Source organism: Caloramator sp. mosi_1 (assembly GCF_028622835.1).
In the GTDB taxonomy this organism is placed as follows: domain Bacteria; phylum Bacillota; class Clostridia; order Clostridiales; family Caloramatoraceae; genus Thermobrachium.
Genome location: NZ_CP117677.1, coordinates 2,094,564 through 2,116,922 on the forward strand (window position 1 = coordinate 2,094,564; position 22,359 = coordinate 2,116,922).

Consider the following 22,359-nt stretch of genomic DNA (forward strand, 5'->3'; position numbering starts at 1 on the left):
GCTGTGGGGTGTTTGTATGCCAAAATACTTTAGTAGAGTAAAAACAATACGGGGTAAAACGGCAGATAGATTATTTAAAATTGAAGTTGGTAAATATCAAGACACTGTTTTAAGTAGAAACAGTGTCTATCCTATTTTTATAATAAAAAATAAAAGTTTTAAATTTCAAAGGAAATTAAGCAATAGAGATTTTTATTTTATTAGTAAACAGTTTTATATTGCTTGCCAATCAGGTTTAGATATTTTAAGAACCATAGAACTTTTGATTGAACAATCTGATAATAATTTAAAAGAAATCTTTGAAGGTATTTATAAGAAGATACAGTCAGGATCAAACTTATCTGAGGCCTTTGAGGATACTAAGAGGTTCCCCAATTTTTTTATTAATATGATTAGGGTTGGTGAACTAAGTGGCAATTTAGAGGAGACCTTTAGAATGCTTTCAGATTACTATTTTAGGCAATATACAATTATTAAAAGTATAAGACAGGCAACAGCATATCCTAAGTTAGTATTTATTTTAACATTAACTATTTTGATTCTTATTTTTAATAAAATAATACCAATGTTTGCAAATATAATACTTCAATTTAATAAAGAGCAGATACCTTTAGCAACTCAAATAATAATTAATACTTCTAATTTTATAAGAGAAAGGCAGAAATTAATTTTATTTTCTTTGCTTTTACTTATTTTTATAGCAAGTTTTTATAAAAAAATTGATTTATTAAAAAAGACTAAGGACTTATTATATATTAAACTTCCTATTTTAAAGAAAATAAACATACTTAACACATCGGTGCAGTTTACATCAATTTTGTGGATGCTAACAAGAAGTGGAGTGCCAATTATAAAGGGTATAGATATATTAGTAGATATAATAGAAAATAGATTTATAAAGGAAAGGTTAAAGGAAATAGTTTTAAAGCTTCAAATGGGAGTTAGCTTAAGTGAATCTGTACGAGAAGTTGAATTTCTTCCAAGAATGCTGGTAAATGTATTAAGGACTTCGGAGGAAGCGGGAACTTTAGAAAAGACATTAAAAAATATGTCTGAGTACTACTATCTTGAGTTGGATGAGTATATTAAAAGGGTTTTAATTTATGTTGAACCAGTATTAATATTATCTTTAGCAGTATTTATAGGTTTTATAGTTATGGCATTAATGTTACCAATATTTAAAATTTATAGAAGTATCATTTAAAGTTTAATAAATATAAAACCTGTCAATAATTATCATTGAAATTATTGACAGGGAGGTATGTATATGAAAAAGAAAAAAGGTTTTACACTAATTGAAGTAATTGTGGCTATAGCTATTATTGGTATTTTAGCAGCAACTTTAATACCAGAAGTTACAAGCTATACTGTAAGTGCAAATAATACTAAGCTTAGAGCAGAGGCAAGAATGCTTCTAAATGCGATTGAGCTATATAATGCTTCTGTTCAGGGGACAGATTTAGTATTAAGTGATGAGTTAACGATTGAAAATATTAAAGAAAGAGATTTAAATAATGGTGAGGGGTTAAAAGAGATAATAAATAAATTAAAGAGTGAAGAACTAAAGAAATATACAATAGCTGAATTGAAAAAATTAGTTGAAGAGGGAACTATAAAACCTTCTCAAGAATCATCCTCAAACCCATAAGGGGAAGAAGATTAAAAGGTATGTAGTAGTTTAAAAAATAATTTAATAATATAGAACACTTTCGGAGGGAGTTTATGGAAACTACATTTTTAATTTTCTCATTTATTTTTGGTTTGGTTATAGGTAGCTTTTTAAATGTATGTATTTATAGAATACCACGGGAAGAATCAATAGCCTATCCACCATCCCACTGTACAAATTGTGGATATAGACTAAGATGGTACGATTTGATTCCTGTAATAAGCTATACTTTATTAAAGGGAAGATGTAGAAGCTGCGGCCAAAAATTTCAATTATTTATCCTCTTATTGAGGTTGCTACAGCTATTTTATTTGGAATATTGTTTTTAAAGTTTGGTGTTAGTATTGCCTTCTTTAAATATGCTGTATTATTTTGTTTTTTAATTGTTATAGGTGTTATTGATTTATTAACTACAGATGTTTATTTTAATACAACTATAACTGGTATAATATTTGGTATTTGTTTTGCCGTTATAGAAAAATACTATTTAAATATTCCAATAAAAAACAGTTTGCTTGGAGGTTTGCTTGGAGGATTATTTATAGGGGTGATTGTATTTTTAACAAAGGCAATGGGTGAAGGGGATATTGAAATATGTCTACTCTCAGGAATTTATTTAGGTTTTGTAAATACATTTTTAATGCTCCTTTTATCCTTTATAATTGGAGGAATTGTAGGAGGTTTGCTTATTTTACTTAAAATTAAAGAGAGAAAGGATTATATTCCCTTTGGACCATTTATAGCTGTAGCTACAATGATTGTTGTGTTATTTGGAGATTCAATTATTAATTGGTATATATCACTATTTTAAAGAAGGGATATATTGAAAAAAGAGGATATACATTAATTGAAATAATTTGTACTATAGCAATTATAGTCATATCCTTAAGTATAATAAGTTTAGATATCGATTCATTTAATAGAAAATTTTTAGACAGTACAATTGATACTATAATTGCTGATATGCAGGAGGCAAAAATGTTAGCAATTAATAGTAGAGTAGACGAAGTCAAGGTTTATTTTACATTAGATGAAGCTATGCACGATTATAATGGATATGAAGTATACATTGGAGGACAAAATGGCAAGGTGTTGAAAAAAGAAAACTAAATAATGATTTTATTATAAGCAGAGTAAAAAGTACTATACCTGAAAATGGGGTAGTCATTTTTAAACCAAATGGAAGTATATATCCACACGCCTGTACTATATCTATTTATGATAAGAAAGCGAATAAATACAGAAATATTACATTAACAATAGGATATACAAGGATTATGGAGGTAAAATGATAAAGATTAAAAAGAAGGGATTTACCCTAATAGAAGTATTAGCTGTATTATTTTCTATAGCCCTTTTAATTCCAGTTATTGCTGATATTAATACGAATAATGTAATGTTACAAAGAAAGAGTAAGGATAATTATAATATGTATTTAATTGCAATGTCCCTTTGTGAGATGTATAAAAAGAACAGTGAATTTTATAAAGATGTTAACTATACTATTTTTTAGATTCTTCAAATGAACTATTGAATTCACTTGAAGAAAATATAACAAATTTAGATAAGGACAATAATAAAAGATTTATGGTTAACCTTGAGTTTAGGTGCTTAGATACTAATCTATATAGAGTAAATGTTAAGGTTACTGATAGGACAACTGGGTATTATATAGAACTTAATAGCTATAAATAGGTGATTGTATAATGAATAAAAAGGATTTACATTGATAGAATCAGTTGTAGCTCTTTTTATTTTTTAATAATAGTACTTATATCATTAGACTTTTTAGTTTTTCCTTAGGTGTGAACAAAGAACTAAATAAAAGTAATTCAGATGTAATAAATGTTAATATTGCCCTTGATTTTATATCAGATAAAATAAGAACCGATAGGATACAATTAATAAATTCTTATAAAAATAATAGGATAGAGATTTTTAAGACTTCTGATGGAAGTGTTTTATATATTAAAAATGGGATATTAAGATTTAAAGTAGATTCACAACAGATTGTTCCAGATATAGAGTATGCTTATATTGAGAAAATTACGGATAGATTATATAAAGTAACAATAAAATCAAATATTGATAACATATATACTTGTTTTGTTGGTGAAGGTTATGAAAAGTAAAGGAAATATAGTAATATATTATATTTTAATTGCATTTTTACTAATTACATTAATATTTATGACGACATCTATATTGATAAGTTCTAATAGGATACAATATAGCACACTTTTATCAGAGCAGGCCCATAATAATGCTGAAGCGGGCTTAATTTATGCGTATAGAAATATTATTGAAATGGAAGGCGAAAAAGCAATAGATAGATATTTGGTATTAAATTTTGATAATAACAACAGTGTCGAACTTATTTTTAAAAATAAAAAATATGAAAAGAAGTATACTATATCTGTTAAGGGCAAATGCGGTACATATATAAAATCAATATATAGAGAGATAAGTTATAAAAATTAATTAGCAGTTATAAATATAGAAAACTTTTGTGTTAAAAATATAAATTAAAATAAAGGAGATGAAGTATGAATATTGTTCTAATTGGTATGCCAGGATGTGGTAAAACAACTTTAGGCAGAATATTGGCTCAAAAACTTGGTATACCTTTTTTGATACGGATAATATTTTAATTGAAACCTATGGAGAAACTATAGAGGAAATGTTTAAAAAGGTGAACAATACTTTAGGGACAAAGAATCAAAGGTTATTGAAAATATATCAAAAAAGAAAGATGTATTATTTCAACTGGAGGAGGCGTTGTTTTAAACTATAACAATATATTAAATTTAAGAAAAAAGGTGTGATAATATTTATAAATAGAAATTTAGATGATATAAGTAAAACCTTAAATATTGAAGGTAGACCTCTTTTAACAAATAAAGATAAATTATATGAACTTTATAGCCAAAGAATCGATTTATATAAAAAATACTGTGATTATGAAGTAGAAAACAAGGTATTAGAAGAAACGATTGATAAAATAATAGAAATATGCAAACCATATATTTAAACACATATAGAGGGAGGATAATATGACAGCAAAATTTGGACCATCAGGTAATTCAAAAAGTTTCTACGATGAGGGGTATAAATCTTCTGTAGATATGCCAAAGTGGTTAAAACAAAAGGGACTTGATGCGTATGAGTATTCCTTTGGAAGAGGTATAAACATAAGCTTTGAAACTGCTGAAAAGATAGGTAAAGAAGCTTTAGAAAATGGTATACTTCTTTCTATTCATAGCCCATACTATATAAATTTTGGTAGTTCTGATATAGAAATACAAGCTAAATCACAGGAATACTTAAGAAAAACATTAATACTTGCAGATAAAATGAAGGCAGACCGTGTAGTTTTGCATCCAGGTTCTGTTGGCAAAAATACAAGAAGAGAAGCCTTTAATAATTTTGCATCAGCAATAAAAATATCTATAGGTGTATTAAAGGAGTTAAATCTTTACGGAAAGATATTTATTTGTCCTGAAACAATGGGTAAAAGGAATCAATTAGGTACACTTGATGAAATTTTAGAAATATGCCAATTAGATGAAACATTAATACCGACAGTTGATTTTGGACACATACACGCACTTGAAGAGGTGCAATAAATTCAATAGAAGATTATGAATTTATATTTGACAGAATAGAAAAAGCATTAGGAAGCTATAGATTAGATAATTTACACTGCCACTTTAGTAGAATAGAATTTACAGAGGCCGGTGAAAAAAGCACTGGACTTTTAAGGATACTCAATATGGACCAGAATTTGACCCTTTAGCTAAAGTACTTATTAAAAGAAAAATATCACCAAGGATAATATGCGAATCCAGAGAAAATATGGCTGAAGACTCACTGGAAATGAAAAAATTTATATAGAATATCTTACTAAATTAAACTATAGTTTGCATTCTGAGCAATAATCTGCTAAAATACTATTGTTATTGTATATTAAGGGTGATATTATGAAGGTTTTAGTTGTAAATGGTCCTAATTTAAATTTATTAGGTATTAGGGAAAAGGATATTTACGGCAGTTTAAGTTATAATGATCTGTGTTCCTACATTAAAAAATGTGCAGAACAATTTAATATTGAGGTTGATATTTATCAGAGTAATGTAGAAGGGGAACTAATTAATTACATACAGGATAATTATAAACAGGCAGATGGATTGATAATAAATCCAGGTGCATATACCCACTATAGCTATGCATTGTATGACTGTATAAGATCAATAGATAAACCGACAATTGAGGTACATCTTACAAACATTTATGCAAGAGAAGAGTTTAGACAAAAATCAGTTACTGCTCCTGCTTGTATTGGAGTAATAACAGGTTTAAAAGAAGTAGGTTATAAAATAGCCTTATTGGCAATAAAAGATATAGGGGTAGCAAAAATGACTGAAAAAGATTAAAACTATTTTTAAACAAATTTGATGAATTAAATATTGATGCAGCTTTAGTTTATAAGGATGAAAATAGAAATTATTTAAGTGGCTTTACAGGAGATGATAGTTTCCTATTCATTACAAAGGAAAAGTCATACTTCATAACTGATTCAAGATATACAGAACAAGCTCAAAACGAAGTTAATTGTTTTGAAGTTTTAGAGTATAAGCCACCAATTCACGATTTTATAAAAACATTAGCTGATAAACATAATATTAAAAGACTTGGTGTAGAAGAAGACAGAATGTCTTTTTCAGATTATATTACATATAAGGAAAAACTTGAAGGAGTAGAAATAGTAAAACTTGAACAAACTATAGAAAAGATAAGAATGATAAAGGATGAAGAAGAAATAAAATTAATAGAAAAGGCGGCTAATATAGCAGATAAAGCCTTTGAACACATTTTAAATTTTATAAAACCTGGAATGACTGAAATTGAAGTTGCTTTAGAATTAGAATTTTTTATGAAAAAGATGGGTGCATCAGCTTTATCATTCCCAACTATAGTTGCATCAGGAACAAGGTCTTCATTGCCTCACGGTACAGCTTCAGAGAAAGTAATAAAAGAAGGAGAATTTATTACTCTTGATTTTGGATGCGTGTACAAAGGTTACTGTTCAGATATGACAAGAACTATAGTGCTTGGAAAAGCTAATGAAAAACAAAAAGAAATATATAACATTGTCTTAGAGGCAAATGAAGCTGCACTTAAGGCTGTAAAACCTGGAATTAGTTGTTTTGACCTTGACAAAATTGCCAGAGATATTATAGTAGAAAGAGGATATGGCGAAAGATTTGGTCACGGTTTGGGCCACGGTGTAGGAAGAGAAGTACACGAGTTACCTTTTGTTAACTATAGAAGTAAGTTTAATTTAGAAGCTGGAATGGTTATAACCGATGAACCAGGCATATATATACCTGGCTTTGGTGGAGTAAGAATAGAAGAATTAGTTCTTGTTACTGAAGATGGATATAGAGTTCTCTCAAAATCACCAAAGCATCTAATAGAACTATAGTTTATAATATAATTTAACTATAAATTTACTATGGAGGGATAATATACAATGATTACAGCAGGAGATTTCAAAAAAGGTTCAACTTTTGAGATGGATGGACAAGTTTATACTGTTATTGAATTTATGCACGTAAAACCAGGAAAGGGTGCTGCTTTTGTTAGAACAAAGCTTAAGAATGTTGTTACAGGAGCAGTTATAGAAAAATCCTTCAGCCCAACAGAAAAGTTCCCAGAAGCAGTTATAGAAAGAAAAGAAATGCAATACCTATATAACGATGGTACTCTTTACTACTTTATGGATACTCAAACTTATGATCAAGTTCCACTTAACTATGAAAAGGTTGAGGATGCAATTAAGTATTTAAAGGAAAATATGAATGCTATAATCAAGTTCTATAAGGGTGAAGCATTCTCAGTTGAACCACCAACATTTGTTGAACTTGAAGTTGTTGAAACAGAACCAGGAGTTAGAGGAGATACAGCAACTAATGCAATGAAACCTGCAACTGTAGAAACAGGTGCAACATTTATGGTTCCTCTATTCATAAATCAAGGTGATGTTATTAGAATAGATACAAGAACTGGTGAATATATGTCAAGAGTATAATGCATAATAATAATATAACAGTGGCTTCGGCCACTGTTAATTAATATATGAAGGAGGAAAAAATATGCAAAATATTAAGGAGAGGGTGGCATATCTCAAAGGATTGTCAGATGGCTTAGGTATAACTCACGAAACTAAAGAAGGAAGATTACTTATTGCTATTATTGATGTTTTAGATGATATAGCAGAATCTATCGAAATGCTTGAGGAAAATCAAAATGAGTTGGATGAGTATGTAGACGCAATTGATCAGGATTTAGCTGATGTTGAAGATGAAATTTTTGAAGACTATGATGAAGAGGACTATGATGAAGATTTTGAAGATTATGACGAATTTGATGAAAATGGCTTTGTAGAGGTAGAATGTCCAAATTGCCACGAAAAGGTTTATTTAGATAAGGATATGTTTGAAGAGGAAGATGAAGATGGAGAAATAGTGTGTCCAAACTGTGATAAACCAATATATTTTGTTGAACACTGTCATTGTGATTCTGATGAATGTGATTGTCATAAAGAATGAGGGCTATAGCCCTCTTTTTTGTGTAATAAATTCGATTATAGAAAAATATAATTTTTATTAAGAAAGGGGAGGGTAAATGAATACATATGAAAAAGAAAAAGTTGTACAGGCGTTTAAAAAAGATATATTACCAATACTAACAGAAAGAATTAGAGATGCAATATTAAAAATCAAAAACTTTGGTTATTGGGAGATTGAGGAAATAAGGCTAAGAGCAAATAAACCATTAATGATATATAAAAACAATCAGGGATATTTTTAGATGAAAATGGAGAAATAAAAGGTGAAAGAGGTCTTATAGTTACTAAGGAGGAGATAGATAAAATTTATCTGTTAATGTGTGACTATTCACTCTATACAATGGAGGAGGATATAAAACAAGGGTTTTTGACTATAAAGGGAGGACATAGAGTAGGAATTGCAGGTAAAGTTGTAAATGAAGGTGGTAAGATTAAAACTTTAAAAAATATATCCTGCCTAAATATTAGAATCGCAAAGGAAGTCAAGGGTTGTGCTATGAATTTAGCAAAATCGATTTATAGAGATGGTATTAAACATACACTTATTATTTCCCCACCTGGATGTGGTAAAACAACGATTCTAAGGGATTTAATTAGACTTTTGAGTAACGGTATAAACGAAATAGATTTATCTGGTAAAAAGGTTACAGTTATTGATGAAAGAAGTGAAATTGCATCCTGTTATTTAGGAATACCTCAAAATGATGTAGGAGTAAGAACAGATGTGCTTGATGGATGTCCTAAGGTTGAAGGACTTATGATGGCGGTTAGAACTATGTCCCCAGATGTCATTGCAGTTGATGAAATAGGAAGCATAAAGGATGCAGAAGCTATTATGGATGCAATAAATACAGGTGTGAAGGTTGTTGCAACTGCACACGGCAAAGATTTAGATGAGGTATTAAAACGTAGGGGTATCAAACTTCTTTTGAAAATGAATGTGTAGACATAGTTGTTTTTTAAGTAATAGAAATGGACCAGGTACTATAGAAAACATAATAAAAATAAACTAAGGGGGATGATAAGATGCTCAAGATTTTAGGTGGTTTAATGATTATTCTTTCAACATCAGCTATGGGATATCTGTATTCCTTTGGCTATAAGGAAAGGGTGCGACAGCTTAGGGAACTTCAATTTTGTATAAATAGTCTATCAAGTGAAATATTGTATTCTTCTAATCCCTTGTGGGTTGCACTTAATAATGTATCTAAAAATAACTCTTCGCCTTTTAAAGAGCTATTTGGTAAGATGTCTTATTATTTAAAGGAAAAAAGTTAGAGTCTATAGGTGAATGTTTTAATTTGGCCTTAAATGAGTGCAAGCATAATTTATATTTTGAAAAGGAGGATTTGGAAATATTAAATACATTTATACAAGGGCTTGGAAATAGTGACTTTGAAGGGCATAAAAAGAACTTCAATATTGTATTGAAGAAGCTTGAAGGTATTGAAAAAGAGGCAGAAGATATAAGAGAAAAGAATGAAAAGTTATATAGATATTTAGGTGTTTTAGGAGGTCTTTTGATTGTTATTATTTTAGTTTAGGAGGTGTAGAGTATGCAGATAGATTTAATTGGTATTTTAAAGATAGCTGTATTTGGAATAATATTAGCTATATTAGATAAGGTCTTAGAAAGTGTCAATAAAAAGAAATTGCAACTTTAGTTTCTATAATTGGTTTGATTATGATTTTATTAATGACAGTTACTTATATGTCCAACTTATTTAAAAGCTTGGTTGCAATGTTTCATTTATAGAGGGTGGTTAAATGGAGATCGTTCAAATTGTGCTTATGGCTTTAATAGTAGCAGTAATACTTACACTTCTTAGTAAAGAAAAAAGAAATTGCAATACAGGTAAGTATTTTATTTGGCATTGTAATCTTCTTTATGATGCTTACTAAATTTACTGTTGTAATTCAAGCAATGCAGGAAATAGCCTTAAAGGCAAATATAGATTATACCTATATAAATATAGTATTAAAAATTATAGCCATTTCTTATATTGCCTCCTTTGGAATCGAGATATGTAAAGACATTGGACAATCTTCCTTAGCATCTAAAATTGAGTTTGCTGGTAAGGTTTTGATATTAATTATGGCGATACCTATTATAATGGCGGTTATGGAAATGGTACTAAAATTATTACCGTAGGTGATTAAAATGAAATATAAATACATATTATTTTTTTAATTATATTAATGTGTATACCTATAAAAACATTGGCAATTAGTAAAGGATTTGATACTCCTGTTGTTGATTTTAAACATCTGGAGGAAACATCAAAAAATACAGCAGAGAAGCGACTATATACCTAACTTCAGTTTTAGTGAACTTGTAGAGGAATACAAAAATACGCATTCGTTAAAAGGGGTTATAAAAAGTCTTCTGGATGGATCAAAGAAATACATATTTAAAGAGATTTTAGCAAATTCAAGGCTTATGATTGAGCTTCTTTTTTAGGTATATTTTGTGCCCTCTTGAAAAATCTACAGTCATCTTTTTCAAACTCTTCAGTTTCAAAAATAGCTTTTTATGTATGTTATTTGCTTATAGTTGTTATTATAATAAAATCTTTTACACTAATTGTTGCATTGAGTAGGGACACTATAGAACAGATGATAAATTTTGTGAACTCCCTTATTCCTTCACTGATGATATTAGTTGCATCGGTAGGTGGATTTGCAACAGCTACAATGCTTGATCCAGTTATAATGCTTGTAAGTAAATTGTTTAGTGACGTAATTAAAGATTTTATACTACCATTGACTATTTTGATTGTAGCATTAAATATAGTTAACAATTTAAGTGATGACATAAAAATATCGAAACTTGTAAGGTTGCTTGAACAGACAACCCTTTGGGTACTGGGTTTTATAATGACAATTTTTGTAGCGTTTATAACAATTAGAAGTAGTACATCTGCATCAATTGATCAAGTTACTTTAAAAACAACAAAATTTATGGTGGATAGTTTTATACCTATAGTAGGCAAATCTTTATCTGATGCTGTAACCACAGTAGCAGGTTATTCTATGATTTTAAAGGATGCTATAAGTGTTGTAGGGCTTGTTGTTATGCTCAGCATATGTATCTTTCCTCTTATAAAACTAATTATATTGGCTTTTATATTTAAATTTGTTGGTGCAATAATGGGACCAATAGTAGATGGAAAGATTGTTGATTGCTTATCTTCAGTTGGAGGTGCAATAACTATATTATTCTCAAGTATATTATCTGTTGCGATTATGTTTTTTATAATTATAACAATAATCGCTTCAACTGGTAGACTTTTAATTACGGTAGGGTGATGCAGATGATTAATTTTTGAAGAGCTGGATAACTACGATTGCTACTTTAGTAATATTTCTAACAATTGTAGAATTGATACTTCCTGAGAATTCAATGAAAAAATATTCAAAGTTTGTAATAGGAGTAATTGTGATATTAAATATACTTATACCTGTGTTTAAATTGTTTGATAAAGGTTTTAATTTAGAAGCAAATATTTCTACATTTGAAAAAAGTATGAACCAATTTTAAACAATAAAGAAAATTCTTTTAAATTACAGAATGAAATGCAGCAAGCAACTATAAATGAATTTAAAGAAAAGCTTAAAGATAATATTGAAAAAGATGTATATAAAAATACTGGCAAAAAATATTAGTAGTAAGGCTTGATGTCAATATCAACTTTGGTTCAAATGAATTTGGAAATATACAATATATCGAACTAAGAAAGGAATATACTTCAGAAATAAAACCTGTTGAAAAGGTTGTTATAGGAAACAATAACAGTAATACTCGTTATGATAATAAGGATAAGGAAATTGTAAGTTACATTACGAAGTCCTATAAAATTTCTGAAGAAAATATAGTTTTGTAAAGTGAGGGATGGATATGGGTTTTAAGTTTGATTTCAAATTGAATGGAGAAAATGTTAAAAAATATATGATAAATTGTTTGATAGTTTGTTTAATAGGAATATTAATCATATTGGCAGCAAATATTTTTTCATCGGGCTATAGAAGAAATAAAAATGAAGATATAGATGCAAAACAGACTAACGGAAGTAATGTAGAGGTAACATTAGCTTCAAGTTATGAAGATAAAATAAAAGAGAGCTTATAGATATACTATCGCAGATAAAAGGTGTAGGAAGAGTAAATGTTATGGTATATTTTGAAGGGAGTACAGAATCACAACCAGCCTATAACATAAATGAAAATATTAAAACTATACAAGAGAAGGACAGTCAAGGTGGAACAAGAACGACAAACGAAACTAACAAGAGTATAAATGTTGTTATGATGAATGAAGGAAGTAGTCAAAAACCTTTTATATTAAAACAAATAAATCCATCTATTGGAGGAGTTATTGTTGTAGCAGAGAGAGCAAATGATCCAATAATTAAAGAAACTATTAAAAATGCTGTAAAAACAGTTTTGAATTTACCAGCTAATAAAGTAACAGTTGAACCAATGAAAAAATAGAGAATATAAGTGCCAGTTATTACATATAAATTATTTAGAAATAATAATTTGGGGGAGTTGAATGGAACAATTTAGAAAACAAACTGCAATAATTGCTGTGTTAGTTGTACTTATTGCCTGCTCTGCTTGGTATGCTAAAAAGTTTAATGATCAATCAAAGGGTGTTTCAAACTTATCAGAAAAACAACTCAAACTTCAAAAAGTAATTCAAATTACTTTGTAGAAGCAAGAACTGGAAGAGATAATCAATTAAGTATTCATAAGCAGGAGTTAGAAAGCATTATAAATAATAAGAATTCTTCCAAGGAAGCAATACAACAGGCTCAAGCAAAATTAATATTACTTGCTGATTGGGCAGATAAGCAAGCAAGAGTAGAACAATTAGCAAAGCAGAGAGGTTTTGAGGATGCTGTTTGTTTTATTAATGAAAATGGTGTTGAACTTTGTGTAAAGAGTGCAGAAGATTTAACAAGTGAACAGGCAGCACAGCTAATGGATGATGTTGTAAGAACAACAAGTATATCACCAACAAAAATAATAATTAAAAATCAAAAATAATAAGATTTACTAATAAAACTATTGATTTTATTTTATATTAGTTGTACACTAATATTTGAGGTAATTTGTAAATATTTAGTTTTTATATATTCGGGCTTTTAGCCCGAAAATTATTACTTTTGAAATAAACGGAGGTGGATTTAATGGGTGAAAACACAATTTATACAAATGGTATAGGAGAAGTTGTTATAGCACCTGAAGTGGTAAGTATTATAGCATCAATTGCAGCAACAGAGGTTAAGGGTGTTGTTGGAATGTATGGTGGTTTTACAGAGGAGTTTGTTGAAAAATTTGGAGTTAAGTCATCAAATAAAGGGATTAAAGTTCAAATAAATGAAGAAGGAGAAGTAGTAATTGATTTAAATTTAATAATAGAATATGGCGTGAGAATACCAGATATTGCGTTTGAAGTACAACAAAATGTAAAAGGTCAGTAGAGACTATGACAGGTCTAAAGGTTTTAGATGTTAATATTCATATACAGGCAATTAATATGCCAAAAGAAAATAAAGAAGATGAAAAGAGAAAATAAATAATACGATTGGGGGCTCATATAAATGCAATATTTTCAGCATTGTATGAGCTTCAAGTATGAAATAGGGGTGAGCAAATGAATAAATTAATAGGGAGTATTTATATATTAGTTGTTACAGCTGTTTTGTTTTTCTTATCTCAATTTCAATTGGAGTATATGATTACAACCATTTTATAAACATATTGGACAAAAATTATAATTCTGTATATACTATACTTGTACTTAGTATATTAATTTTAGTAAATTTATTTATACTATTTGAATTACTAAAATCAAATAAAAATGGCCTTCATTTAATTAAATATACTCAGAAGGAGAGATTACAATTACCTTTGAAACTATAAAATCAATTGTTTATAAAGCCGTATATCAAGTTAGGGGATTTAAGGAAATAAAAGTATTTATTAAACCGCAGGGAGAAAAAGTAAGTATACTTATTAAGGGAGTTATACTTCCAGAATTGAATATACCTCAAACGGTAGTAGAAGTTCAAAAATTGTCAAGGAGAAGGTAGAAGCTTTTGTAGAAATACCTGTTGAGGAAGTTAAGGTGGTTGTTGAGAATTTATCAACAACTGCGAGGCTTCGCTAAAGGAGCGATTAAATTATGAACAAAGAACAAATAATTAAATATATATTAGAAAACAAGGGTAAGATAATTGGTGTGTCTATAGGTTTGGTATTTTCTATACTTGTTCTATTGATAGGTTTTTTAAAACAGTGTTTATTGTATTTTGTGTACTTTTAGGTTATTATATTGGAAATAAGGTAGATAGAAAAGAAGATATTATAGAAACAATTGAAAAAATAATACCAAACGAATGGAAGTAATGGAGGAGTGTATATGAGCAGAAAAGCAGCAAGAGAACTGGCTATGAAATTGTTATTTCAGATGGAATTAACTAAGGAGTCAGCAGTAGAAACAATAAATAAAATCAATGAATTAGATGAGTATAAAAATCTACAGGATCAATTAGAATATATTGAAGATTGTGTTAAAGGAATAGAAAATAATAGAGAAAAAATAGATGAGTACATAGAAAAATATTCAAAGGGCTGGAAAATAAACAGAATTGCAAAGGTAGACTTGGCTATTATGAGACTTGCGGTATATGAAATGCTTCATAGACAAGATGTACCTAATCCATCTGCAATAGATGAGGCAGTTGAATTAGCTAAGAAATATGGTGGTGACAATTCGCCAGCCTTTGTAAACGGTATTTTAGGAAGCGTTATTAAGGAGCTTAGAGATGAGTAGAGTGCTTGGAATAGATACCAGTAATTATACTACTTCAATATGTGTGGTTGAAAATAATAAAGTTGTTTTTGATAAACGAAAAATTTTATATGTAGAAAAGGGAAAAAGGGGCTTAAGACAATCAGAAGCCCTTTTTCAACACATAAAAAATATTCCAGATTTACTTGATGAAGGATATGTTTCAAATATTGATGCAATATGTGTAAGTACAAGGCCAAGACCCTATGAGAGTTCATATATGCCTGTATTTAAGGCTGGTGAATCAATTGCAAAATCAATATCAAATGTATTAAAAATTCCTTGTTATGAAACAACACATCAAGAAGGGCATATTGAAGCTGCAAAATATTCAATAGGGTTTGATGAAGATGAGTTCATTGCAATTCATATTTCAGGGGAACGTCTGAAATATTATTATGTGATAGTATAAAAACTCCTTCAATTAAACTAATTGGAGGGACAAAGGATATTAGCATTGGGCAATTTATAGATAGAGTAGGTGTAGCCCTCGGTTTTGATTTTCCAGCAGGTAAATATATCGATGATTTGGCTGTTAGTACAGAATATAGCGATTTAATTATTCCTTCAAAGGTAGAAGGTTTTTGTTTTAACCTCTCAGGACAGGAAACTAAGGCATTAGGCTTTATAGAGAAAGGCTATTCAAAAATGAGATAGCATTGGCTGCAATGAAATGTGCTCTTAAAACATTGGAGAAGGTTATAAATAATATCATTAAATCTTATAATAGAAAAATATTACTATTTGGAGGAGTTGCCTCCAGTAAATTTATAAGCAAATTTTTAATGGAAAAGTATAAGGGATTGGTTTATATATCTAAACCTGAATATGCGTTAGACAATGCTATTGGTGTGGCTTTAATAGGACAAAAAGGTTAAATTTCAATAGGAGAGATAAGGATGAGTAATAATACCTTAACTGTAACAGAATTAAATTTATATATAAAGGATATTATTGAAAACAATATCCAGCTTTCTAACATAGTGGTTAAAGGTGAAATATCAAATTTTAAACACCATAGTTCAGGACATATGTACTTTACCTTAAAGGACAACGATAGCAAAATAAAATGTGTAATGTTTAAGGGGTATAATTCATACTTAAAAATAAAATTAGAAGATGGTATGAAGGTTTTAGCTAAGGGATACGTGTCTGTCTATGAAAGGGATGGAGTATATCAGTTGTATTGTACAGACATAAAAAGGATGGATTAGGTGATTTGTATTTAGCCTACGAAGAACTTAAGAAGAAATTAGAAAAAGAGGGTCTGTTTGATGAGGAACACAAAAACCTCTTCCATTATTACCAAAAAGAATAGGAGTAGCAACTTCCAGTACGGGAGCTGTTATAAGAGATATTATTAATGTTGCAACCCGTAGATTTTGTAATGTCGATATACTTTTGTATCCTGTAAAGGTTCAGGGGAAGGAGCTGCTAGAACAATCGTAGAAGCAATTGAATATTTTAACATAAGAGATGATGTAGATGTTATAATAATTGGAAGAGGCGGAGGTTCTATTGAGGAGCTTTGGGCATTTAATGAAGAGGTTGTTGCAAGAGCTATTTATAATAGTAAAATACCGATAGTTTCGGCTGTAGGTCACGAAACAGATTTTACAATAGCGGATTTTGTTGCAGACATAAGGGCATCAACTCCCTCTCACGCAGCAGAAATTGTGGTTCCTTCCTATTCAGAATTAGTGTATAAAATAACAAGTTTAAAAACAAATTTATATAATTGTGTAAATAGTAGAATAAAAAAGAAAAGATATTATTAGAAAATCTTACATCTAAAATAAAATTAAATTCACCACAAAATAAAATAAATATTAACTATCAATATTTAGACAATTTAAGAGATAAATTAATTAATACTACAGGTACGAATATATTAAAGAAAAAACATAAACTGATGCTTACTGTTCAAAAATTAGATGGTTTAAGCCCTTTAAAGTCAATCAGTAGAGGTTTTGCTGCTGTTGTTAAAGAAGAAAAGTTAATAAAAAGTATAGAGCAGGTTAAAAAAGATGATATAATAGAAGTATATTTAGAGGATGGAAAATTAGATTGTATAATTAAGGAAAAGTCGGAGGTTAGACTATGGCAAGAGTAAAGAAGGATGAGTTAACTTTTGAAGAAGCAATAAAGAGGCTTGAAGAAATTGTTTATGAAATTGAGGATAAAGATTTAAGTTTAGAAGATACGATTGTAAAATTTAAGGAAGGAATGGAGTTAGCAAATTTGTGTAATAAAAAATTAGATGAAGCAGAAAGAAAAATTAATGTTCTTCTAAAGGGTGAAAATCAGGAACTTATAGAACAGAACTTTACCGTTGAGGTGGAAAATGATGCATTTTAAAGAGCAGTTAAAAGCAAAACAGCAATTGATTAATGCAAGATTGACTGAGTTATTAGATAGTTCAAACATACCTAAAGTAATTTATGAACCAATGAAATATAGTGTTGATGCTGGTGGAAAAAGGATAAGGCCCATTTTAACAATGGTAATTACAGAGGCTTTAGGTGGAAACGTAAAGGATGCTATAGATTTTGGATGTGCAATTGAGTTTATACATACTTATTCCTTAATACACGATGATTTACCAGCGATGGATAATGATGATTACAGGCGGGAAAACCAACAAATCACAGAGTTTTTGGTGATGCTATTGCTATACTTGCAGGAGATGCTCTGTTAAATTTTGCATTTGAAGTACTTTCGCAAAAGTTACAAGAAAATAATAATATGTTATATATAAAGGCTGTTAATGAAATAGTTAAAGCTTCGGGATCAAGAGGAATGGTTGCAGGGCAAGCGATTGATATAAAAAGTGAAAATAAGCAGTTAAATCTTGAAGAACTCTATACTATGCATAAATTAAAAACTGGTGCTTTAATAGAGGCAGCGTGTGTAGCTGCAACGTATATTTCAAATAGAGAAGACAGAATTTTAGATATAAGAGAATTTAGCAAACATTTAGGTGTAGCATTTCAAATTGTTGATGACATTTTGGATTTTATAGGAGATGAAAAGAAACTTGGTAAAACTGTAGGAAAAGATAAAGAAGCAAATAAGGCTACATATGTAACAATATTAGGCCTTGAGGAAGCAAAAAAGAGCACAAGAGCATACACAAAAGGCAATAGCATTAGCTAATAATATAGATAAAAGCGGTTTTTAACAAAGTTAACAGAATACCTATTAATAAGAGAAAATTAACCTGTTTAACTTAATTCCAAACTTGTATAAAAATTATATTGTATGTATGATATAATTATGATACAATAACATTCTGCTTAGGGTGGTGCAGTATTCTAGTCAGCTTAGTCCATTCTGAAGGCGGGGCTAAAAATCCGCCAAAGGGCACATCGATGAAGTTCCTTGTGCTGGCTCGCTACGCCCAGTAGTGGGTTGGTACTGGGAGTAAGGGGGATGGGGCGACCGCAATGGCATGCGTAATCGACCCTACCTCCGCGGAGACCCTAACTTGTGGAATCCTGAGGTTCTATGATTAGGGATTAAACCTGCATCGTGGTTGAAGCTGCGTGCAGTGTAGCCTGCCTTGAGCGAGTGTGGTGGAGGGTAGATCAGACTTAATGGTGAAGGGCCCTCACTATTAAGTTATTGCTACAGGAAACCACATTTGCAAAAGAGGCTAGGAATGGATGATGCTGTTGAGGAAAACTCCTAGACTGTTCCATTGGAGGCAATTGTGGGATTGCAGTGTGGACTAAGTGGTAATCCAGCCCCATATACGGCAACGATATGGGTTTTTGGTTAAAGGGAAACCGCCAAAATGGCGACGTTTTGGCCCAAAAACGGGAAATCCTGCTGGACCTAAGCCGCAAACTTAACCTCAATTGCTACCACCCTAATACATAAAAGGTGGTAATTATGGGTAAAAAAATAAACAAATTAAATTGCATAAAAAGAAAACGAGCGACAAAAATGCAAATATTAAATGGATAGTTTTAATCATTATTTGGACATTTGTTATATCAGCAAGTATAAGCTTTGTATCAAATTCTCTACTTAGCGGTGTGGGAATTTTTTTGCTTTTTCGTATTAATATCAATCATATTTGTAGGTATTATTTTTGATATAATAGGTGTTGCAGTAACTGCAGCAGAAGAAGCTCCATTTCACTCACTTGCGTCAAGGAAGGTAAAAGGAGCTAAGACAGCAGTGAAACTTATAAGAAATGCGGATAAAGTATCAAACTTTTGTAACGATGTTATAGGTGATATCTGTGGAGTTGTTAGCGGTGCTGCAGGTGCAATTATTATATCAAAATTAATATCTAAGGGCTTTTTAATAATCAAACAATTTTGGGACTGCTTGTGAGTGCATCAATTGCTTCGCTGACTGTCGGAGGAAAGGCTTTAGGAAAAACTTTGCAATGACACAAAGTAACAACATTGTATACAAAACAGCTTGGATTATAGAAACTATAAAATTAAATAGAAAATAGGGTGAAAATATGAGGTATTTAGAAAGAATAAATGAACCGAGCGATATAAAAAAGTTATCTGTAAATGAACTTAATTTATTGTCGGACGAATTAAGGCAATTTTTAATAGATACAGTATCTAAGACGGGTGGACATTTAGCTTCAAACTTAGGAGTGATTGAGCTTACATTAGCTTTATTTTATGTGTTTAATTTTGATAAAGATAGAATAGTTTGGGATGTAGGGCATCAAACCTATGTACATAAAATAATAACAGGTAGAAAGAATAGATTTCACACTCTTAGAAAATATGAAGGAATTAGCGGATTTCCAAAGCCGACTGAGAGTGTTTACGACCATTTTGTAACGGGGCATAGTAGTACTTCAATTTCAGCAGCCCTTGGAATGGCAAGAGCAAGAGATTTAAAGGGCGAAAAACATAATGTCATTGCAGTTATAGGTGATGGTGCATTGACAGGTGGTATGGCCTTTGAGGCTTTAAATGATGCTGGAAGCTCAAAACCAATTTGATTGTTGTATTAAATGATAATGAAATGTCTATATCTCAAAATGTTGGCAGTCTTTCTTGCTATTTAAGTAAGTTAAGAACAGCTCCAGCCTATATAAATTTTAGAGATGAAATAGAACAACTAATTAAAAAATACCAGCATTAGGAAATAATTTATATAAGTCGGCGGAGAAATTTAAGGATGGTTTAAAACATCTTGTAGTCCAAGGTATGCTATTTGAAGAATTAGGTTTTAAATATTTAGGACCTATTGATGGGCATAATATAGAGGTTTTAACAGATGTATTAAAAAGAGCACAGATGATAAAAGGACCTGTTATAGTTCACGTAATAACAAAAAAGGTAAGGGTTATCAATATGCTGAAGAAAATCCAGAAATTTTTCACGGTATTGATGCCTTTGAAATAGAAACAGGTGAAAGATTAGCTAATAAAAAGTGACTTATTCAAAAGTATTTGGAGAAGAAATAATAAAGGAAGCACAAAATAACGATAGATTGATTGCTATAACTGCTGCAATGCCCGATGGAACAGGTTTATCGGAATTTTCTAATATGTTTCCTAAACGTTTTTTGATGTTGGCATTGCAGAACAACACGCTGCAACAATGGCGGCAGGACTTGCAAAAGAAGGATTTAAGCCAGTTTTTGCTGTTTATTCCACATTTCTACAAAGAGCCTTTGATCAAGTAATACACGATATATGTATTCAGAAGCTTCCAGTAATTCTTGCTATAGATAGAGCAGGAATTGTTGGAGAAGATGGAGAGACCCATCAGGGTGTATTTGATTTATCGTATTTAAGATTTATTCCAAATTTAACTATACTATCGCCAAAGGATTTAAATGAATTTAGATATATGCTGCGATGGTGTTTTAAACAAAATCATCCTGTAGCAATTAGATATCCTCGTGGAGGAGATTTGGATATAAAATTTGATAAATATGATGATATAATTCAAGGTAAATGGGAAAGATTATTAGTAGGTAATAAAGTTGCAATACTTGCTACAGGTAAGATGGTTCAGCATTCAATGAAGGCTTCTATAAAATTAAGAAACAGTGGAATTGATGTTGAACTTATAAACTGTAGATTTATAAAACCACTTGATAAATCAATGATAGATAGTCTAATCGATAAAACAAAGTTTATATTTACAGTTGAAGACAATGTTTTATATGGTGGTTTTGGTTCGGCTGTTAATGAATATTTAATTAATAAAAATTATAAAGGTAAAGTTGTTAATATAGCTTTTCCAGATGAGTTTATACCTCACGGTAGTGTTGATATACTTTACAAAAATATGGTTTAGATTCTGAAGGAATCTATAATACAATAATAAAAAACATTGACTAAGAGGAGAGAAAGATGGCGGATAAGGAAAGAATTGATGTCTTGTTAGTTGAAAAAGGTTTTTTCGATTCAAGGGAAAAGGCAAGAAAAAATATTATGGCTGGTCTTGTTTTTGTAAATAATCAAAGAGTTGACAAACCAGGTGAAAAAATCAATGTTGATTCGCAGATAATAGTAAAAGGACAAGCAATTCCTTATGTAAGTAGAGGAGGATTAAAACTTGAAAAGGCTATAAAGGGCTTCAATATTGATCTTAATAATAAAGTAGCAATGGATGTTGGAGCTTCAACAGGTGGATTTACTGATTGTATGTTGAAAAATGGTGCAGTAAGAGTTTATGCAATTGATGTTGGTTATGGACAAATGGCTTGGGAATTAAGAAATGACAAAAGGGTAGTATGTATGGAGAGGACTAATATTAGATATGTTAAAAAAGAGGATATAGGAGAGCCAGTTGATTTTACATCAATAGACGTGTCCTTTATTTCTTTAAAACTTGTATTGCCTGTGGTAAAAGAACTTTCAAAGGAAGAAGCAGAAGTTGTATGCTTAATAAAACCACAGTTTGAAGCAGGAAGAGAAAAAGTAGGTAAAAAGGTGTGGTGAGAGACAAAGAGGTCCACATTGAAGTTATAAAATCCGTATTAGAATTTGCTGCTACTTTAGGTTATTCAATAAAAGGCTTGACTTTTTCGCCAATAAAGGGGCCAGAAGGTAATATAGAATATTTAGCGTATTTAATTAATAAAAAAGATGAAGGTTTAATAGAAGATAAAATAATTCAAGATGTTGTAGAAGAAGCACATAAATCCTTAAATGCTTAGAAGGAAAAGAGTATTATGTGTTGAATTTTATTAAATAGGGAGAGA

At 30.1% G+C, this 22,359-nt stretch carries 34 protein-coding genes and 7 pseudogenes; all 41 read left to right on the top strand.

Going from position 1 to position 22,359, the window contains the following annotated elements; genetic code table 11:
- Positions 1 to 16 precede the first annotated feature (16 nt).
- The 41 genes and pseudogenes from PL321_RS14760 (at position 17) to PL321_RS14935 (ending at position 22,314) form a co-directional block, all read left to right on the top strand.
- Entirely contained in the window at positions 17 to 1,204 is a 1,188-nt protein-coding gene (locus tag PL321_RS14760) for a type II secretion system F family protein (RefSeq protein WP_273962521.1), read from the top strand.
- 63 nt (positions 1,205 to 1,267) lie between these two features.
- Positions 1,268 to 1,648: a prepilin-type N-terminal cleavage/methylation domain-containing protein gene (locus PL321_RS14765; RefSeq protein WP_273962522.1), complete on the top strand. Its 381-nt coding sequence runs from the start codon at positions 1,268 to 1,270 to the stop codon at positions 1,646 to 1,648.
- A 74-nt stretch (positions 1,649 to 1,722) separates the two neighbouring features.
- Positions 1,723 to 2,480 (top strand): annotated as a pseudogene (locus PL321_RS14770) (prepilin peptidase).
- Positions 2,459 to 2,779 (top strand): prepilin-type N-terminal cleavage/methylation domain-containing protein, encoded by a 321-nt coding sequence (locus tag PL321_RS14775; protein WP_273962523.1) that lies wholly within the window; start codon positions 2,459 to 2,461, stop codon positions 2,777 to 2,779. Before PL321_RS14770 ends, PL321_RS14775 begins: the two are co-directional and overlap by 22 nt.
- A 178-nt stretch (positions 2,780 to 2,957) precedes the next feature.
- Complete coding sequence (locus PL321_RS14780) at positions 2,958 to 3,182, top strand: type II secretion system protein (RefSeq protein ID WP_273962524.1); 225 nt, start codon at positions 2,958 to 2,960, stop codon at positions 3,180 to 3,182.
- 17 nt (positions 3,183 to 3,199) lie between these two features.
- Positions 3,200 to 3,364, top strand: a complete 165-nt coding sequence (locus PL321_RS14785) for a hypothetical protein (RefSeq protein WP_273962525.1) — start codon at positions 3,200 to 3,202, stop codon at positions 3,362 to 3,364.
- A gap of 19 nt (positions 3,365 to 3,383) precedes the next feature.
- Positions 3,384 to 3,431 (top strand): annotated as a pseudogene (locus tag PL321_RS21665) (prepilin-type N-terminal cleavage/methylation domain-containing protein); the annotation flags it as partial.
- Positions 3,432 to 3,474: 43 nt separating this feature from the next.
- The gene (locus tag PL321_RS14790; protein WP_273962526.1) at positions 3,475 to 3,801 is read left to right on the top strand and encodes a hypothetical protein; all 327 of its coding nucleotides are present in this window, start codon (positions 3,475 to 3,477) and stop codon (positions 3,799 to 3,801) included.
- Positions 3,791 to 4,150 (top strand): hypothetical protein, encoded by a 360-nt coding sequence (locus PL321_RS14795; RefSeq protein WP_273962527.1) that lies wholly within the window; start codon positions 3,791 to 3,793, stop codon positions 4,148 to 4,150. Before PL321_RS14790 ends, PL321_RS14795 begins: the two co-directional genes overlap by 11 nt.
- Positions 4,151 to 4,215: 65 nt before the next feature.
- A complete protein-coding gene (locus tag PL321_RS14800; RefSeq protein WP_273962528.1) occupies positions 4,216 to 4,320 on the top strand; it encodes an AAA family ATPase in 105 nt (34 codons plus the stop codon).
- Positions 4,321 to 4,490: 170 nt separating this feature from the next.
- Positions 4,491 to 4,700 carry a shikimate kinase gene (locus tag PL321_RS14805; protein ID WP_273962529.1) on the top strand — a complete coding sequence of 70 codons (210 nt, stop codon included), beginning with the start codon at positions 4,491 to 4,493 and terminating at the stop codon, positions 4,698 to 4,700.
- Between the two features lie 22 nt (positions 4,701 to 4,722).
- A complete protein-coding gene (locus PL321_RS14810; RefSeq protein ID WP_337960861.1) occupies positions 4,723 to 5,295 on the top strand; it encodes a TIM barrel protein in 573 nt (190 codons plus the stop codon).
- A gap of 354 nt (positions 5,296 to 5,649) precedes the next feature.
- A complete protein-coding gene (aroQ, locus tag PL321_RS14815; RefSeq protein ID WP_273964600.1) occupies positions 5,650 to 6,102 on the top strand; it encodes a type II 3-dehydroquinate dehydratase in 453 nt (150 codons plus the stop codon).
- A 32-nt stretch (positions 6,103 to 6,134) separates the two neighbouring features.
- The gene (locus PL321_RS14820) at positions 6,135 to 7,154 is read left to right on the top strand and encodes a M24 family metallopeptidase (protein WP_273964601.1); all 1,020 of its coding nucleotides are present in this window, start codon (positions 6,135 to 6,137) and stop codon (positions 7,152 to 7,154) included.
- Positions 7,155 to 7,202: 48 nt separating this feature from the next.
- Complete coding sequence (gene efp, locus PL321_RS14825) at positions 7,203 to 7,760, top strand: elongation factor P (RefSeq protein ID WP_273962530.1); 558 nt, start codon at positions 7,203 to 7,205, stop codon at positions 7,758 to 7,760.
- A gap of 64 nt (positions 7,761 to 7,824) precedes the next feature.
- A complete protein-coding gene (locus tag PL321_RS14830; RefSeq protein ID WP_273962531.1) occupies positions 7,825 to 8,280 on the top strand; it encodes a CD1247 N-terminal domain-containing protein in 456 nt (151 codons plus the stop codon).
- Between the two features lie 76 nt (positions 8,281 to 8,356).
- Entirely contained in the window at positions 8,357 to 8,542 is a 186-nt protein-coding gene (locus PL321_RS14835) for a hypothetical protein (protein WP_273962532.1), read from the top strand.
- A 53-nt stretch (positions 8,543 to 8,595) separates the two neighbouring features.
- Entirely contained in the window at positions 8,596 to 9,246 is a 651-nt protein-coding gene (gene spoIIIAA, locus PL321_RS14840; RefSeq protein WP_273964602.1) for a stage III sporulation protein AA, read from the top strand.
- An 80-nt stretch (positions 9,247 to 9,326) separates the two neighbouring features.
- The gene (locus PL321_RS21670; protein ID WP_273962533.1) at positions 9,327 to 9,578 is read left to right on the top strand and encodes a hypothetical protein; all 252 of its coding nucleotides are present in this window, start codon (positions 9,327 to 9,329) and stop codon (positions 9,576 to 9,578) included.
- Positions 9,579 to 9,601: 23 nt separating this feature from the next.
- Positions 9,602 to 9,844: a hypothetical protein gene (locus PL321_RS21675; protein WP_273962534.1), complete on the top strand. Its 243-nt coding sequence runs from the start codon at positions 9,602 to 9,604 to the stop codon at positions 9,842 to 9,844.
- A 140-nt stretch (positions 9,845 to 9,984) separates the two neighbouring features.
- Positions 9,985 to 10,056: a hypothetical protein gene (locus tag PL321_RS21680; RefSeq protein ID WP_443110801.1), complete on the top strand. Its 72-nt coding sequence runs from the start codon at positions 9,985 to 9,987 to the stop codon at positions 10,054 to 10,056.
- Between the two features lie 11 nt (positions 10,057 to 10,067).
- On the top strand, positions 10,068 to 10,202 hold the full coding sequence (locus PL321_RS20350; RefSeq protein WP_337960862.1) for a hypothetical protein: 135 nt from the start codon (positions 10,068 to 10,070) through the stop codon (positions 10,200 to 10,202).
- Entirely contained in the window at positions 10,180 to 10,452 is a 273-nt protein-coding gene (gene spoIIIAD, locus PL321_RS14855) for a stage III sporulation protein AD (protein ID WP_337961188.1), read from the top strand. Before PL321_RS20350 ends, spoIIIAD begins: the two co-directional genes overlap by 23 nt.
- Before the next feature lie 311 nt (positions 10,453 to 10,763).
- Complete coding sequence (spoIIIAE, locus tag PL321_RS14860) at positions 10,764 to 11,609, top strand: stage III sporulation protein AE (protein ID WP_273964603.1); 846 nt, start codon at positions 10,764 to 10,766, stop codon at positions 11,607 to 11,609.
- A gap of 16 nt (positions 11,610 to 11,625) precedes the next feature.
- The gene (gene spoIIIAF / locus PL321_RS14865) at positions 11,626 to 11,841 is read left to right on the top strand and encodes a stage III sporulation protein AF (protein WP_273962535.1); all 216 of its coding nucleotides are present in this window, start codon (positions 11,626 to 11,628) and stop codon (positions 11,839 to 11,841) included.
- A gap of 357 nt (positions 11,842 to 12,198) precedes the next feature.
- Positions 12,199 to 12,429: a hypothetical protein gene (locus PL321_RS14870; RefSeq protein WP_273962536.1), complete on the top strand. Its 231-nt coding sequence runs from the start codon at positions 12,199 to 12,201 to the stop codon at positions 12,427 to 12,429.
- 41 nt (positions 12,430 to 12,470) lie between these two features.
- Positions 12,471 to 12,791, top strand: coding sequence for a hypothetical protein (locus PL321_RS14875; RefSeq protein WP_273962537.1), 321 nt, complete (start codon positions 12,471 to 12,473; stop codon positions 12,789 to 12,791).
- A gap of 61 nt (positions 12,792 to 12,852) precedes the next feature.
- Positions 12,853 to 13,014, top strand: a complete 162-nt coding sequence (locus PL321_RS14880; RefSeq protein ID WP_273962538.1) for a hypothetical protein — start codon at positions 12,853 to 12,855, stop codon at positions 13,012 to 13,014.
- Positions 12,966 to 13,349, top strand: a complete 384-nt coding sequence (locus PL321_RS21685; protein WP_443110802.1) for a SpoIIIAH-like family protein — start codon at positions 12,966 to 12,968, stop codon at positions 13,347 to 13,349. The genes PL321_RS14880 and PL321_RS21685 overlap by 49 nt, the downstream gene beginning before the upstream one ends.
- A gap of 143 nt (positions 13,350 to 13,492) precedes the next feature.
- Positions 13,493 to 13,786: an Asp23/Gls24 family envelope stress response protein gene (locus PL321_RS14885; RefSeq protein WP_443110667.1), complete on the top strand. Its 294-nt coding sequence runs from the start codon at positions 13,493 to 13,495 to the stop codon at positions 13,784 to 13,786.
- Positions 13,787 to 14,490: 704 nt separating this feature from the next.
- Positions 14,491 to 14,597, top strand: a pseudogene (locus PL321_RS14890) (DUF2273 domain-containing protein); the annotation flags it as partial.
- Between the two features lie 6 nt (positions 14,598 to 14,603).
- Positions 14,604 to 14,714, top strand: coding sequence for a DUF2273 domain-containing protein (locus tag PL321_RS21690; RefSeq protein ID WP_443110844.1), 111 nt, complete (start codon positions 14,604 to 14,606; stop codon positions 14,712 to 14,714).
- Between the two features lie 13 nt (positions 14,715 to 14,727).
- A complete protein-coding gene (gene nusB / locus PL321_RS14895) occupies positions 14,728 to 15,141 on the top strand; it encodes a transcription antitermination factor NusB (RefSeq protein WP_273962539.1) in 414 nt (137 codons plus the stop codon).
- Positions 15,134 to 15,571, top strand: a complete 438-nt coding sequence (locus PL321_RS14900; protein ID WP_273962540.1) for a hypothetical protein — start codon at positions 15,134 to 15,136, stop codon at positions 15,569 to 15,571. The genes nusB and PL321_RS14900 overlap by 8 nt, the downstream gene beginning before the upstream one ends.
- 256 nt (positions 15,572 to 15,827) lie before the next feature.
- Entirely contained in the window at positions 15,828 to 16,037 is a 210-nt protein-coding gene (locus tag PL321_RS14905) for a hypothetical protein (RefSeq protein ID WP_273962541.1), read from the top strand.
- A 21-nt stretch (positions 16,038 to 16,058) separates the two neighbouring features.
- A pseudogene (xseA, locus tag PL321_RS14910) lies at positions 16,059 to 17,272 on the top strand (exodeoxyribonuclease VII large subunit).
- Positions 17,260 to 17,517, top strand: coding sequence for an exodeoxyribonuclease VII small subunit (xseB, locus tag PL321_RS14915; RefSeq protein WP_273962542.1), 258 nt, complete (start codon positions 17,260 to 17,262; stop codon positions 17,515 to 17,517). The pseudogene xseA and the gene xseB overlap by 13 nt, the downstream one beginning before the upstream one ends.
- Positions 17,518 to 17,608: 91 nt before the next feature.
- A pseudogene (locus PL321_RS14920) lies at positions 17,609 to 18,315 on the top strand (polyprenyl synthetase family protein).
- Positions 18,316 to 19,197: 882 nt separating this feature from the next.
- Positions 19,198 to 19,503, top strand: coding sequence for a hypothetical protein (locus PL321_RS14925; protein WP_273962543.1), 306 nt, complete (start codon positions 19,198 to 19,200; stop codon positions 19,501 to 19,503).
- Positions 19,504 to 19,639: 136 nt separating this feature from the next.
- Positions 19,640 to 21,493 (top strand): annotated as a pseudogene (gene dxs, locus PL321_RS14930) (1-deoxy-D-xylulose-5-phosphate synthase).
- A 12-nt stretch (positions 21,494 to 21,505) separates the two neighbouring features.
- A pseudogene (locus PL321_RS14935) lies at positions 21,506 to 22,314 on the top strand (TlyA family RNA methyltransferase).
- Positions 22,315 to 22,359 lie beyond the last annotated feature (45 nt).

What these genes read in the sequence shown, in the direction of transcription:
- xseB (WP_273962542.1), top strand. Translation starts at nt 17,260, where the DNA reads ATGGCAAGAGTAAAGAAGGATGAGTTAACTTTTGAAGAAGCAATAAAG.
- aroQ (WP_273964600.1), top strand. Translation starts at nt 5,650, where the DNA reads ATGAAGGTTTTAGTTGTAAATGGTCCTAATTTAAATTTATTAGGTATT.
- PL321_RS14760 (WP_273962521.1), top strand. Translation starts at nt 17, where the DNA reads ATGCCAAAATACTTTAGTAGAGTAAAAACAATACGGGGTAAAACGGCA.
- PL321_RS14800 (WP_273962528.1), top strand. Translation starts at nt 4,216, where the DNA reads ATGAATATTGTTCTAATTGGTATGCCAGGATGTGGTAAAACAACTTTA.
- PL321_RS14810 (WP_337960861.1), top strand. Translation starts at nt 4,723, where the DNA reads ATGACAGCAAAATTTGGACCATCAGGTAATTCAAAAAGTTTCTACGAT.
- PL321_RS14765 (WP_273962522.1), top strand. Translation starts at nt 1,268, where the DNA reads ATGAAAAAGAAAAAAGGTTTTACACTAATTGAAGTAATTGTGGCTATA.
- PL321_RS20350 (WP_337960862.1), top strand. Translation starts at nt 10,068, where the DNA reads ATGGAGATCGTTCAAATTGTGCTTATGGCTTTAATAGTAGCAGTAATA.
- PL321_RS21670 (WP_273962533.1), top strand. Translation starts at nt 9,327, where the DNA reads ATGCTCAAGATTTTAGGTGGTTTAATGATTATTCTTTCAACATCAGCT.
- PL321_RS14795 (WP_273962527.1), top strand. Translation starts at nt 3,791, where the DNA reads ATGAAAAGTAAAGGAAATATAGTAATATATTATATTTTAATTGCATTT.
- PL321_RS14780 (WP_273962524.1), top strand. Translation starts at nt 2,958, where the DNA reads ATGATAAAGATTAAAAAGAAGGGATTTACCCTAATAGAAGTATTAGCT.
- PL321_RS14835 (WP_273962532.1), top strand. Translation starts at nt 8,357, where the DNA reads ATGAATACATATGAAAAAGAAAAAGTTGTACAGGCGTTTAAAAAAGAT.
- nusB (WP_273962539.1), top strand. Translation starts at nt 14,728, where the DNA reads ATGAGCAGAAAAGCAGCAAGAGAACTGGCTATGAAATTGTTATTTCAG.
- PL321_RS14870 (WP_273962536.1), top strand. Translation starts at nt 12,199, where the DNA reads ATGGGTTTTAAGTTTGATTTCAAATTGAATGGAGAAAATGTTAAAAAA.
- efp (WP_273962530.1), top strand. Translation starts at nt 7,203, where the DNA reads ATGATTACAGCAGGAGATTTCAAAAAAGGTTCAACTTTTGAGATGGAT.
- PL321_RS14875 (WP_273962537.1), top strand. Translation starts at nt 12,471, where the DNA reads ATGGTATATTTTGAAGGGAGTACAGAATCACAACCAGCCTATAACATA.
- PL321_RS14900 (WP_273962540.1), top strand. Translation starts at nt 15,134, where the DNA reads ATGAGTAGAGTGCTTGGAATAGATACCAGTAATTATACTACTTCAATA.
- PL321_RS14885 (WP_443110667.1), top strand. Translation starts at nt 13,493, where the DNA reads ATGGGTGAAAACACAATTTATACAAATGGTATAGGAGAAGTTGTTATA.
- PL321_RS14830 (WP_273962531.1), top strand. Translation starts at nt 7,825, where the DNA reads ATGCAAAATATTAAGGAGAGGGTGGCATATCTCAAAGGATTGTCAGAT.
- PL321_RS14905 (WP_273962541.1), top strand. Translation starts at nt 15,828, where the DNA reads ATGAAATGTGCTCTTAAAACATTGGAGAAGGTTATAAATAATATCATT.
- PL321_RS14880 (WP_273962538.1), top strand. Translation starts at nt 12,853, where the DNA reads ATGGAACAATTTAGAAAACAAACTGCAATAATTGCTGTGTTAGTTGTA.